Source organism: Candidatus Avelusimicrobium sp. (genome assembly GCF_050873505.1).
Taxonomy (GTDB): domain Bacteria; phylum Elusimicrobiota; class Elusimicrobia; order Elusimicrobiales; family Elusimicrobiaceae; genus Avelusimicrobium.
In genome coordinates this window covers 176,973-190,471 of the sequence record NZ_JBNMIY010000002.1, presented here as the reverse complement: position 1 = coordinate 190,471, position 13,499 = coordinate 176,973, and the positions used below count along the sequence as shown (strand labels likewise).

Sequence of the window (13,499 nt, the reverse complement as noted above, 5' to 3'; positions counted from 1 at the left end):
GGGAGTTTTTTTATGCGCTAGTAGGCGCGGCGTACGGCCCGCAGAGAGTGGGGAGGCGTCATTATAAATTAGGGGTCATTCTGAACTTGTTTCAGAATCTACCTTATGGGATGTTATCTAAAAGGTCATACTGGAAGGTTTCTGTCCAGTATCTGTTGTTTTCCGCTTTTTATAACAACAGATCCTGGAACGCTCCGTGCCGGCTAACTTCCCAGGATGACGACAACAACAATGAAAACGACCAACAACCCAAAAGGTAGATCCTGAACTAAATTCAGGATGACCTCAAATTTTTATAACGGCAAAAGATGTATTTTTTATTATTGCTGTTTTATTTGTCCGATACATTGCCAAAACAGTGTGGCTCCATTAATCAAAAGAGTGCGGAAAATCTGCGGCCTGCAAGGTGCGGCCCACAGGGAGTGGGGAGGCGTCATCCCGTAGTGTCTTTATACGGGATCTCATTGTTGTCATTCCCGAGTGTTGTAGTCGGGAATCTGTTTTTGCCGTGGTTGGTCTCTTTTGAAACGACAGATCCCCGACAGAAACCCTCGGGGATGACGACTAAACAATGTAGTTTTTACTATTGCTTTTTGGCAGTTGTTCATAAAGGGCTTGTATCGTTTTTTTTTTGCTAAAATTTTGATATTGCTCGTCGGATATACCCGGATGTATCCGCTGTATAAAAATGCGTATAAAAGGCCGTTTTGCCCAAATATAAAGGCCTTAAAAGGAGAAAAAATGAAAGGATTTATTTTGTCATTCCCGAGTGCCGTAGTCGGGAATCTGTCGTTATTTAAAAAAGACAACGACAACAACGGATCCCCGACTAAATTCCTCGGGGATGACGGCAATAACATTGCTATGGGTGGCCGCACATTTAATACTTCTATTTTGTCATTTCCGAACCCTGCGGGCCGCCAAACACTACGGGATGACGACAAAAAATGTATTGTTTCTTGTTGCCGTTTCGGTGAATTGCGACATTACAAAAACAGTGTGGCTCCATTAATCAAAAGAGCGCGGACAATCTGCCGCCTGCAAGGCCGTGGTTTTACTTTAATTGAACTGTTGGTTGTTGTTCTCATTATCGGTATTTTGGCTGGGGTGGCCGTTCCTCAATACACTAAGGCTGTCCTTAAAGCCCGTTATACAGAATTGCAAACTACTATTTTTGCCTTTAAAAATGCTTCTGAGGTTTATTATATGGCTAATGGCGATTATCCTCATAGTTGGGAGGATACGGACTTAGATTTACCCGCAGGGTGTAGTCTTAATACTGGAACGGATAGAGGTTGGATGTATTGTAAAAAAAATCAGTTAAGTTTTGATTTTTTTGATGCCAATAATCAAAATTTAGTGGGGTTTTATTCCGTAAATGGTATTTTAAAAGTAGGGTACATACAATGGTTGGATAATTCGCCTTATCCTGCTCAACGCGAGTGTTGGGCCCGCACGCAAGATGAAGAGGGGGCTAGTTTTTGTAAGAGTTTAGGGGGAGTTGTCGGCCCAACTGTTTCACATTTTTCTTGTACTACTAATGGTGGTTGTACTCGCTATATTTTACCTTAATTCAGTAAGATAAAAAGCACCCCGCAGAAAATAAATTCCGCGGGGTGCGCTTATATCTAGTAACGGTTAAGGATGAATTTTATCCATCATACGCGGGAACGGAATCGTTTCGCGCACGTGCTGTAATCCGCATACCCAGCGGACCATACGTTCAATACCCATACCAAAGCCGGAGTGCGGCACGCTGCCATATTTGCGCAGGTCCAAATACCACTCGTAGCCTTTGGGGTCCAAACCTTGTTCTTTAATGCGTTGCAACAAGGCATCATAATCGGCTTCTCTTTCGCTGCCGCCGATGATTTCGCCCGCGCCTTCGGGGCCGATGACGTCCACCGCCAAAACCGTTTTGGGGTTCTTGGGGTCGCGCTTCATATAGAAGGCCTTAATTTCGGTGGGATAGTGGTGAATCATAATCGGGGTGTCGTAATCCTCGCCGAGCAAGGTTTCCTCATCGCCGCCGATGTCTCCGCCCCAAGGCGTGTTGTTGCCCTTTTTGTGCAGAACTTCAATCGCGTCTGTGTAGTCAATACGCGGGAATTTCTTTTCCACGGTGGCTTGCAGTTTGGACGTATCGCGGCCGAGCGTTTTCAAATCGTCGGCGCGGTTCTTTAACACTTGGGCCACAATGTATTTGATAAAGTCTTCGGCCAAGTCCATATTGTCGTCCAAATCGTTGTAGGCCACTTCGGGTTCCACCATCCAAAATTCGGTCAAATGGCGGCGGGTTTTGCTTTTTTCGGCGCGGAAGGTCGGGCCGAAGCAGTAGGTGCGGCCCAAGGCCATCGCCGAGGCTTCGCCGTACAACTGCCCGCTCTGGGATAAGAACGCCTTTTCGCCAAAGTAGTCGGTTTCAAAAAGCGTACTGGTGCCCTCGCAGGCGGCGGGGGTCAAAATCGGGGAGTCGGACAAGATAAAACCATTTTTGTGGAAATATTCGCGGATAGAAAAAATGATTTCGTCTCGGATGCGTAAAATAGCCGTTTGGCGCGCGGAACGCAGCCACAAGTGGCGGTAGTGCATCAAAAATTCCGGGCCGTGCTCTTTGGGGGAAATGGGGTAATCCTTTGCCATTTGCACAACTTCCAAATTCTTTACGCCCAGTTCGTAGCCCAGCGGAGAGCGTTTGTCCTCGCGCACGGTGCCGGTAACGATAATGGAAGATTCCTGGGTAACTTTGTCGCCCAGTTCAAAAAGTTCGGGGGACACTTCGCCCTTGAACATTACGCATTGGATAATGCCGCTGCCGTCGCGCAGTTGCAAAAAGTGCAGTTTGCCGCTGGAACGCTTGTTATACAGCCAGCCTTTTAAAGTGATTTCTTGGCCGAGATATTGGCCGACATCTTTAACACGAATTTTACTAGACATATATTCCTCTGTAATAAAGAAATAGGGTACTTACATATTTTATCTTTTTTAGCGGGGAAAAGCGACGGGAAAAGAAATAGGTGTTTGCCTCTTTTTTAGTAACAACAGATCCTGTACCCCTGCGGGCCGCACACTAGCGGGCCACCAAACACTCGGGGCTGACGGCAAAAAGCCCACAACTCAAATGGTAGATCCTGAAACCCTGGCGGGCCGCCCGTTCAGGATGATCTCCTATGATTTCGCGGGTCTTGGCCCGATTATAAAAGGCGTATAAGGCGGAGAAGTATTTTTACTTGTTTGAGCCTGTTAAGGCGAGTTGTAAAAATACCCGCCGTTACTGCCTTTTATGGGCACCGACCCGCTGGTCTTTTTGGTTCTTTTTCTCCCACGAGAAAAAGAAAGGAAAAGTTTTTGTCGGTACAAAAAGTATGAATAATATAAATTATTGTATATTTAAAAACCTCACTTTCGTGAGGTTTTTAAATGGTGGACGTGCGGGGATAAAACTCGGCAGGACCTTCTCGGCTCACTTCGGAAGCGAACCGCGCCTCTTTGTATAGTGTGGGGGGCACATCCCCAAATAAAAAACCACGCTTGCGCGTGGTTTTAAATGGTGGACGTGGGGGGGGGATGAAACTCGGCAGGACCTTCTCGGCTCACCTCGGAAGCGAACCGCGCCTCTTTGTATAAAGAGTAGGGCTCTTTCCCCCAATAAAAAACCTCACTTTCGTGAGGTTTTTAAATGGTGGACGTGATCGGGATCGAACCGACGACCTCCTCGTTGCGAACGAGGCGCTCTCCCAGCTGAGCTACACGCCCGAAAATCGGCAACTGCTTTACTTTCAACATATTTATTATAGCATATACGGAAACAAAAATAAAAATATTTTTATTTTTTCCCGTCGGGGCCGTAGCCGTTAGCAGCGACACTTGAAAATATTATTTTTTACTACTATACTATATTTATAGCAAATTTGAGCGAAAACGGTCCCCGTGTTTGGCTCAAATCTCTTTTTATTGGAGAGCAAAATGAAGAAATTTTTATTTTTACTTAGTGCCTGTTTGTTTTCCGCCAGCACCGCCGGAGCGTGGGGGCTGATTCCGGAATTTGTTAAAATACAACCCGAGCAATATAAACAAAATAACGGCTACCGCAAATTTTTATTGCACGATATTTACGAGGGCCGCCCGGAATTGCGCGTATGCATAAATCCTTATGACAAGGCAACCGAAGACGAAATGTTTGAAAATATACAGACGGCTTTTTCGTCTATATTTGCCTTTGTCCGGCAAGAAATTGAACAAAGCGGACGTTCTGCGGAATTTGCGGACTTCTTGGCGGTCTGGCCGAAAAACTTTAAATTGCACCGTATGACTTACCCTGCGGGTAAAAACTGCAAGGCCATATCCGGGCAGTTTGACCTTGAAATAAAAGGGCAGAAAACGCGTATCCCCATTGATACGGGTTTTAGCGTTACCTACGGGAAACAAGGCCACGCGTTGCCCGTGCAAGACCCTAAAACTTTTTCGTGGTCCATAATGCTATCCACGGACCACCCACTTAAAGAAGCGCGTGTAGAAATTGCTATGCACGAGGTTTCCCATTTGTTTGGATTGGCTGACCAATATTCCAATTTTTCAGCCGACAAGACCTATTCTTTGCGGGCTTTTGAAGAATTAACAAAAATAGAGTCCATTATGCAGGGCTCTTCTATGGACAAAAGAAGAAATTTGACTTGCGACGATGCGGAAGGGTTTATCAACGCAATGGACTTTATTATGCGTCAGGACGGCAAAACCTCTAACCGCTTACAGCACGGTTGGGCGGACCTCTGCGGGCGCAATTATATTTATATGGACGGCGTTCCCCAGCGCAACGCGGACCCCGCGCAGGCCAAGCAGGAGCACGACTCTTTTGTAAAATGGGCCGCTAACGGCTATAAAGCCGCGGATAAGCCTGCGTTTGCTTCCAAAGCGCTTGAAGTCCAGCGCGATTTGGCAGCCCGCCTTGCAGGTGCTACCAAGAACTTGTCCGCCTTGAAGGATAGAAAAACGGAATTGGATGGGCTGATTACTTCTAAAAAGTATGAAATTCAAAATGCCAAATTTTATAAATGGACGCCCCGCCAAGTAAAGGCTGAACAGGCCAAATTGAAAAAGTTGGAAGCGGAGCGCGATAAAGTAGCGCAGGATATTGCACAACTGGAAAACAATATAGCGACCGGGAAATTCCCGGAACTTGCCAAAAAGGATACTCCGGCGGTGGCCGTTGCAGGCTCGGAGAATAAGGGCAGAACGCAAACGCCGTCCAAATCCACGCCCGTGATTAGCGGTAACTACGTGGGCCCGAAAGGGGCGCAAGTGGTGGCGGCTACGTCTAAACCGCAAACTTCTGCCCCGGCGGCAGTGCCCACGGCGGCGAAACCTGCCCCGGTGGCGACTCCTAAACCGAGTAGTTCCGCACCTGTTGCGGCACCTGTTAGCCAGCCTGTAAAGGTGGATAACAGCCCCAAGGCGGCCTTGGACCGCTATATTGCCGCGCACCCCGGTTTGCGGGATTCTTTATTAGCCGTCCGTACGGGTACTGCTTTGCCCACGCAAGCGCGCGAGGTGCAGGAATATCAAGCCTTGTTTGATGCATACAAAAATGGGGATGCTCCCAAAACGGTAGTGGCTTCCGCTGCCGTAAATACGCCAGCCCCAGCCAAGGCGGAAACGAAAGCCGCCCCCAAGACCGGTAAAAAAGCCGATAATGCGGCTAAACGCAAGGAATTGGAAGATAAATATAAGGCACAATGTACCTTGTCCAGTTTTGAGCAAAAGTACGAAAAGGAACTTACTCCGATCCGCAAACGCCTGAATAAAGGGCAGAAATTGAACCAGCGGCAGGCCTCGTTGTGGAACGCATACAGCCAGCGTTTAAAACAGGTGCAAAGCACTCCTTGGTGCCAAAACTTGTCTGCCCAACTAAAAGCGCTTTAATAAAAAGCCCCGGGAACCCGGGGTTTTTTGGTGGAAACTAAAACGTCCTTGAAAACTCCACCCATAAGGGCTATACTATAAATATAGTTATCCGCAATAAAAGTGCTTTTTAAAGCAGGTTTTAGAGCGGAAATTCTTATATTTGGATAATAATATATGAAAAAACTTCTTTTATTTTTTGCTTGTTTGGTATTTGCTTCCTCTGCAAGCGCGTGGGGGATATTACAGTCTTTGGTTTCCCATAACGGGAACCCCTATATCTACAAAAACAGTTTTTTGTATTATGTGCTGACTACGCAAAACCCCAAGGTTCGCGTATGCGTCAGTACCGAGGGCACCAGTACCGACCCGGTCCGCCAAAAAATCACGCGGGATTATTTTGTTCGCTCCACACAAGAAGCGCTTGATACTTGGTTAGCCTTTATCCGCACACAACTGGGTGAAGCACAACCGGTCCAAACGGCTCCTACCAAGGGTAAAAAGAAAGCCAAAAAACAGCAGCCTGTCGCACCTGCGTCAGAATTTGCGCGCAAGGCGGAGTTTGCCGATATTTTGGCCGCTCTGCCGCGCCGTATTGAATTGCAAGTAATTAATCCCAATGGCGAGGATTGCGACAAAGCGATGAAAGGCAAGTATGATTTGCGTATTAAATCGTTGGGAAATTTTCAATATGGTTCCATCAAACAGCAATATTTCAAACATCGCGGAACGGCGGGCGGAATAAAAGGCGTGTACGATAAAGACAAAACGATTTGGAAACTTTCTTTGCCGGGCAACGACGATTATTCCGCGAACGAAGTGGCGTCTCGGGAAGCCGAGAAAAATAACCGGATTTTTGCGGGTGGTTATGTTATGGACTATTCTATGAAAGGGGTTACTCTGCACGAATTAGGGCATTTCTTTGGATTAGCGGACCTGTACGCGGATAAACAAAATATGGATAAGGTTCACTCCTTGCTCCGGGTGGAACCGCACGAAATGGTTTTTAAGGGCGTGTCCTCTATTATGGGTAATGATAAAGACATCCTTACTTGCGACGACTTGGAAGGTTTTATCAACGCGGTGGACTTTATTTGGGGTATGGAGGGGAAAAACTCTCCTCGCGTGCAAAACGGCTGGAAGAGCCTTTGTGGTAAACCTTATACCTATTTGCAAGGAATTCCCGCCAAAGATTCCGCCGACTTGGCCAAAGTTCAGGCCTATTTGAAAAGTTGGAAACAAAATGCCGGGGCGGCCGGGCAACTCGTGCAAATTGCCCAAGATTGGAACGCCTATTTGGGCAAAGTAGAACAAGCGCGTGATGCTCGTTGTGAATCCTTGCAATCCAAGCGCGGAGTGGGCGTGAGTTTGGATAACCAAGGGCTGGCCCTGTCTGCCGAGTGCCAATATTTAACGCAAAAGGCGGATAAAATCAGCGAGATTATAAAACAGCAAATAGAGCCTGTTCAAGTAGCCAACAGTAAAGGAAATGCCTCTTCCCAGCAGATAGCCAAACTTGTGCAAGATTTAAACCAGTACAAAGGGCAATATGCCCCCGGTTCTGAAATATTGGATGCCAAAGGCATTTTGACGGCCAAACCTATGGATAGTGATTTTTCGTCTGTTACTTATCCGTGCTTGGTATGTGGAAAACCCGTGGGAAAGGAAAACGGGTATTTGTGCCAAGATGTAAAGGTAAATGGACGTATCCGCCCGTATCATATCCATATGGCTTGTGAAGAGCAAGCACAGGCAAACTGGTCCAAATTGGGCAAGACTTACCAACATAATGCCACCAAACGCGCAGTACCGACATGGGCCCAACTGACGCAACCGCAGGGAAATCATAATCCCTTGTTGGCGCAGTTAGGCACGGAATTTACACCCGCCAGAAAGACGGCACCCGTAGCGCTTGCAAGCCCGGTTGCCACAAAGGGCAGTACGGCTACTCCGCGCAAAACTACTCCTGCGGCTACGCCTGTTAAGCCTGCCGGGGCAACGGCTAAAAAGACTACGCCAGCGGCGGTTTCCCAAAAGCCTGTTTCGGATGGACAAAAAACGGCACCCGTCAAACAGGTTCTCACTGCGGCGAACGTGCCAGCAAAACCTGTTCAAACGGTTGCTACTACGGCACCTAAGGCAAAATGCGTGGTGTGCAAGCAGGAAATGGCGGACGGCTCTTTTTACACCGATTCCGTAGGCCGTACGGTGCATAAGCACTCGTTGTGTGCGTACCGCTTCTTTAAGCGTTTCCACAAAACGGATGAGGACAGTTTAACCCGCTACTCGGACTATTACTTTTTCAGTATGCCCAACGATGTGGTGCAGGCCAAAGCCGATATGCGCAAACTGGATTTGACGTTTGCCGATATCCGCCGCTACCGCGCGCAGGAAGAGGCTTCTGCTGACGAATTTAAAAAATCCTTGGAAGCAGAAAAAGCAGCCAAAGCGCAAGCACAAGCCAAGGCCGAAAAATGCCGCTTGGTAGTGCAGGTAACGCCTGCGGACGTGCAAACATACGAAAAGGAAAATAAAGCCGTGCTCGCCCGTATTGCGCAAAAGGAAGCAGGCGGACGTCCGCTTTCCAAGAAAGAAGCCGCCGTTAAGCGCTATTACAAGCAATTAAAAGACAATTTGGCGTTGACGGAAGCGTGCAAAGGCTAAAACAATCTGTCAAAAGCCCCGGGAAACCGGGGCTTTTTTGGCATATGGCTATTCTTATTTCCCTCTAAAATGCTAAAATTACTTATATGGCTAAACTTGTACGCGGGTTTAGAGATATCTTTGAACCCCAATCTAAAAATTTTACTGAACTGGAAAACTGCGCCCGCGGCGTATTTTCCCTTTATGGGTTTGGCGAATTGCGCCTGCCCACCGTGGAATTAAAGGAACTTTTTATTAAATCCACCGGCGAAACGACCGACATTGTCCAAAAGGAAATGTACGCGTTTGAAGATGCCGGGCACCGCCAGTTGGCTATCCGCCCCGAAGGCACCCCCGGCGTGGTGCGTGCGTATTTGGAAAATAATTTTACGCAAAACGCACCCGTGCAAAAATTTTATTACATTGGCAATATGTTCCGCGCGGAACGCCCGCAGGCGGGCCGCTACCGCGAGTTTGAACAAATCGGCGCGGAATACATCGGCAACGCCGCTCCGGCTGCCGATGCGGAAGTGATTTTGATGTTAAAGGACATCGTGGCTAAATTTGGCGCCAAAAACTATAAAGTAAAAATTAATAGTTTAGGGTGCGACAAATGCCGCCCGCTCTACCGCCAGGAACTCATTGATTTCTTGTCTAAGGAAAAAGACACGCTGTGCGAAAACTGCCAAACGCGTTTGGAAAAGAACCCCTTGCGCGTATTGGACTGCAAAATTGACGGCGCCCGTTTTGCGGGCCGCGTGCCGACTATGCACCTGTGCCCCGAGTGCCAAGCCCACTTTGACGAAGTGCAACGCTTATTAAAGGGTAAAATTGATTTTGAAGTGGACCCGATGCTCGTGCGCGGGCTGGATTACTATTCCCGCACGGTGTTTGAATTTCAGGCGGGCGACGCTTCCCAAAACGCTATTGCCGCAGGCGGACGCTACGATACGCTCATCAAAAATATGGGTGGCCCGGCGACTCCGGCTATCGGCTGGGCAATGGGCGCCGAACGCGTGATTTTATCGCGCGGCGAGGTGGAAAGAGCCAAGGAAAAGAGCGTTTGCGTGGTGTCGCTTGAAAAAGATTGCAACGAAACGGCCTTTAATTTAATGCAGGCCCTGCGCGAAGCGGGCGTGCGCACCGAAGGCGGCCTTTTTGAAAAAAATGTAAAGGGCCAAATGAAGCAGGCCGACCGCTGCGGGGCGTCCTACGCGCTTATTTTAGGCGGGGATGAACTGGCTAAAAAAGTAGCCACTTTGAAAGATTTGCAAACGGGTGAACAAACCCAAATTGCTTTTGACGTTTTAACTGACGAGGTAAAAAAACGGATATGAAAAGAACCAATTACTGCGGGGATGTAACCGCGTCCCTGTTAGGCACCAAACAAACCCTGTGCGGCTGGGTAAACAGTTACCGCAACCACGGGGGGGTGCTGTTTATTGACTTGCGCGACCGCACCGGCGTTTGCCAAGTGGTGGTGGAACCCTCTAAACCCTTTTTCAACGAGGCTTCCGCTGTGCGCAACGAATATGTTTTGCAGGTAACCGGCACCGTACAGCGCCGTATTGAAGGGGCTGTAAACAAAAATATGAAGACCGGGGAAATTGAAGTGTTGGCGGAAGATTTTAAGGTGTTAAACACCTCTATCCCGCTTCCGTTTGATGTGGATAAATCCCGCTCGGTAGCCGAAGAAATCCGCTTGAAATACCGCTATTTGGACTTGCGCAACCCCAAAATGTTTGCCAATTTGCTCCTGCGCCACCGCATTGCGCAGGCTGCCCGCCGCTATTTGGACGCCAACGGATTTTTGGAAGTGGAAACCCCTATTTTAACGCGTTCCACGCCCGAAGGCGCGCGCGATTATTTGGTTCCGTCCCGCGTACACCACGGCGAATTTTACGCTTTGCCGCAGAGCCCCCAGATGTTCAAACAAACCTTAATGGCCAGCGGTATTGACCGCTACTTCCAGTTGGCCCGCTGCTTCCGCGACGAAGATCTCCGCGCCGACCGCCAGCCCGAACATACGCAGATTGATATGGAAATGTCCTTCGTAACGATTGACGATATCCACGAAATTGTAGAAGGGCTGATGAAGGAAATCTTTAAAACGGCGGGCAAAGAATTAAAGACCCCGTTCCCCAAACTTTCCTACCACGACGCTATGGAAAAATACGGCTCCGATAAGCCGGATTTGCGCTATACGTTGGAAATGAAGAACGTAAACGAAATCTTCAAAAATACAGGCTTTAAAGTATTTAAAGATATCTTGGCCGCTAACGGTGCCATCCGCGCCATCCGTGGCGAAAAAGGCGCCGCCTATTCCCGCGGACACTTGGATAAACTGACCGAACTCGTCAAAAAGAACGGTGCCAAGGGCCTCGTGTGGATTAAAGTAAAAGACGGCAAGTTTGAGGGTCCGTCCGCCAAGTTCTTTACCGAAGACGAATTAAAAGCCGTGCAGGCCTCCGTGGCCGCGCAGGAAGGCGACATTATCTTTATCGGTAGCGACGCCAAACTCCACACCTGCCAAACCTTTATGGGCGCTTTACGCAAAGAACTCGTCAAAGAGTTGCCGCAATTAAGCGACTGGGCTTTTGTGTGGATTACCAACTTCCCGCTCTTGGAATACATCCCCGAGGAAAACCGCTGGGATGCGGCGCATAACCCCTTTACCGCCCCGGTGGAAGAGGACTTGCCCAATTTGGAAAAGGACCCCGGTTCTATCCGCTCCTACCAGTTTGACCTCGTGTTAAACGGCAACGAATTGGCTTCCGGCTCCGTGCGCAACTGCCGCCGCGAGGTGCAGGAACGTATTTTGGCCTTGATGAAACACTCCAAGGAAGAAGCCGCCCGCCGCTTCGGTATGCTGTTAAACGCGCTGGAAGCGGGTGCGCCTCCACACGGAGGTATCGGCCTGGGCTTGGACCGCATTACCGCGCTCCTCGCCGGGGAAGAGTCCATCCGCGAGGTAATCGCTTTCCCGAAAACGGCGCAGGCTGTCTGCCCGTTGACGGATTCGCCCAATACGGTGGATGATATCCAACTCAAAGAATTGGGCATCAGCATTACCAAAGAGTAATTTAAAGAGCCCCGCCGCAAAGCGGGGCTTCTTTTTTTGCCGTTTTTGCATTATAATAAGAGTATCACATATCGGCGGGTAATTATGGAAAAAAATAAAAAACTACTCCAACTGGGATTTATTATCATTGTACTCTTGGCGTTAGGCCTGGCGTTTATGAAGACGACGGGGGCGGGTTCCGCTTCCCGCCGGACAGCGGGTACGCGCCAAGCGGCGGTTCCCCGTCAGCCTACCTTGGAGGAACTGAAAAACGAAGAATTTTTGGGCGTGGCCCCGTCCGGGCAAGTCGCCGGGCGGTATCAAAACGCTCCGCAACAAAAAACGCACCGCCAAGGAAATACATATTATCCCGCCTCAAATGCCCCGCAAACGGGTTTAAACCAAGGGGACTATACTTTGCGCGCCCCTACCGTAAATAAGCCTTATTCAGGCTCTTACAGCGGTTCCGGGGCTCCTTATATGGGGCAGACAATGCCCGCCAATTACGGCTCATACCGTGCGGGCGTGCCCGGCAATACCGTTTCCGGGGGGACTAATAATTCCGCTGCGCCGGGTGTTTACCAGCCCACTCGGGAGGAAGCCCTCCGCCGCGAACGCGCCAACGCCTTTGCTCCCTATTTGGCCGGAGCCAATAAGGACAAACAAAAACAGTTAAGCAAACAGTTGGAAACGCTTTCCTCCGGATTGGATAGAGCGATTGCTAAGGCCCTTTTGCCCAAAAGCAAAAAAGACGCCAATATTGAAAAATACCTCCAACGCAATTCTTCTCGCGGCGTTTCCGCCGGGCCCTTTGCCCCGGTGTTGGACCAAGTGGCCGCGCAAAAGGACAGCGTGGTGCAGAGTATGACGCAGGCTTATGGCAAGCAGGCCGGAGCCCAAGCGGGCCGGATGATGGATTCCTTCCAAAAGGAAATGGCTTCCGCCGTCAACGCACCCGGACAAACGCAACAGCAAATTGCTAACAAAGTGCGCGAAGTGGCTAATAAATACCAACAAAAGTTGGAAAAAATGAGCCAAGACAACGGTTTTAGACAATTTGAACAAGAGCGTTTAACCAAGGATAACCAGTTAAAGGAAGCCCTTGCCAAACAGTACGGCTCCCAAATTGCGGGCGAAGCCGCACAAGCCATTGATGCGGCCCGTGCCAAAGATATGCAACTGGCGCGCCAAGGGTTGCCCGCCGAGGAATATTATAAACAGCAACTGGAAAACCAGCGCGTGCGCCGCGGTGAAATTGAAAAGGTCATCCACCAGCACCAAATGCCCTTGGACGGTTTGCGCAAGATTGAAGACGGTATGCAAATGGAAGAAGTTCAAAGACAACTGGCCGACGAAGAGGGGGGAAAAGTCCTTCCGCGCAAGCACAAAATGACGGACGCGCAATTAAACGCCGTCCGCGGAGATTTACAGCAACAGCGCAGCAGTTTGGTAGGCAACGCCCAACAGATTTACGGCGAGGCCGGGGCTAGGGAAATTGACGCCCTCTTGCAAAAATACCAGCAGGATTATATGGAACTGGCGAACAATCAGGAAATTTCCGCCGCGGAATTTGATAAAAAAGCAATGGAACTGCGCTTGAAGGTAAACCAAGACATCCAAGCGCGCCAAGATTCCCCGCAAATGAAGGAAGCCCGCGTAAATAAGCAGGTGGACGCCATTATGCGCGACCCGTCGGTAGCGCAGTTGCCCGCCGAACAAAAACAGGCGTTGCGCTCCCACGCGCACGATGTGCTGGCCGCGACGTTTGAAAAGATTGATAAGATTAACGCTTCCAATCTTTCCAACGCCGAAAAGCAAAAGCAAATCCAGCAGGCGCAGGCCGAGGCACAGCGCCAACTTTCCGGCCAATAAGTTTTTAGAAGTGATGAAAAACAGC

General features: G+C 49.2%; 7 protein-coding genes and 1 tRNA gene. 6 read left to right on the top strand and 2 right to left on the bottom strand.

The genetic code is table 11. The annotated features are described in order from the left end of the window. The first annotated feature begins 741 nt into the window (after positions 1-741). Entirely contained in the window at positions 742-1,572 is an 831-nt protein-coding gene (locus ACR0QV_RS01825) for a type IV pilin protein (RefSeq protein WP_432634297.1), read from the top strand. A gap of 66 nt (positions 1,573-1,638) precedes the next feature. Here ACR0QV_RS01825 and asnS read toward each other — a convergent pair whose 3' ends face one another. Both asnS and ACR0QV_RS01815 read right to left on the bottom strand, forming a co-directional pair. After that, positions 1,639-2,937 carry an asparagine--tRNA ligase gene (asnS, locus tag ACR0QV_RS01820; protein WP_432634296.1) on the bottom strand — a complete coding sequence of 433 codons (1,299 nt, stop codon included), beginning with the start codon at positions 2,935-2,937 and terminating at the stop codon, positions 1,639-1,641. 743 nt (positions 2,938-3,680) lie between these two features. After that, positions 3,681-3,756, bottom strand: a tRNA-Ala gene (locus tag ACR0QV_RS01815). Positions 3,757-3,966: 210 nt separating this feature from the next. Between ACR0QV_RS01815 and ACR0QV_RS01810 the strand changes: the two genes are divergently transcribed. The 5 genes from ACR0QV_RS01810 (at position 3,967) to ACR0QV_RS01790 (ending at position 13,474) form a co-directional block, all read left to right on the top strand. Next, positions 3,967-5,919, top strand: coding sequence for a hypothetical protein (locus tag ACR0QV_RS01810; RefSeq protein ID WP_432634295.1), 1,953 nt, complete (start codon positions 3,967-3,969; stop codon positions 5,917-5,919). A gap of 156 nt (positions 5,920-6,075) precedes the next feature. Beyond that, positions 6,076-8,562: a hypothetical protein gene (locus ACR0QV_RS01805; protein WP_432634294.1), complete on the top strand. Its 2,487-nt coding sequence runs from the start codon at positions 6,076-6,078 to the stop codon at positions 8,560-8,562. An 86-nt stretch (positions 8,563-8,648) separates the two neighbouring features. Then, entirely contained in the window at positions 8,649-9,878 is a 1,230-nt protein-coding gene (hisS, locus tag ACR0QV_RS01800; protein ID WP_432634293.1) for a histidine--tRNA ligase, read from the top strand. Then, the gene (aspS, locus tag ACR0QV_RS01795; RefSeq protein WP_432634292.1) at positions 9,875-11,623 is read left to right on the top strand and encodes an aspartate--tRNA ligase; all 1,749 of its coding nucleotides are present in this window, start codon (positions 9,875-9,877) and stop codon (positions 11,621-11,623) included. Before hisS ends, aspS begins: the two co-directional genes overlap by 4 nt. An 84-nt stretch (positions 11,624-11,707) precedes the next feature. After that, positions 11,708-13,474 carry a hypothetical protein gene (locus ACR0QV_RS01790; protein WP_432634291.1) on the top strand — a complete coding sequence of 589 codons (1,767 nt, stop codon included), beginning with the start codon at positions 11,708-11,710 and terminating at the stop codon, positions 13,472-13,474. Positions 13,475-13,499 lie beyond the last annotated feature (25 nt).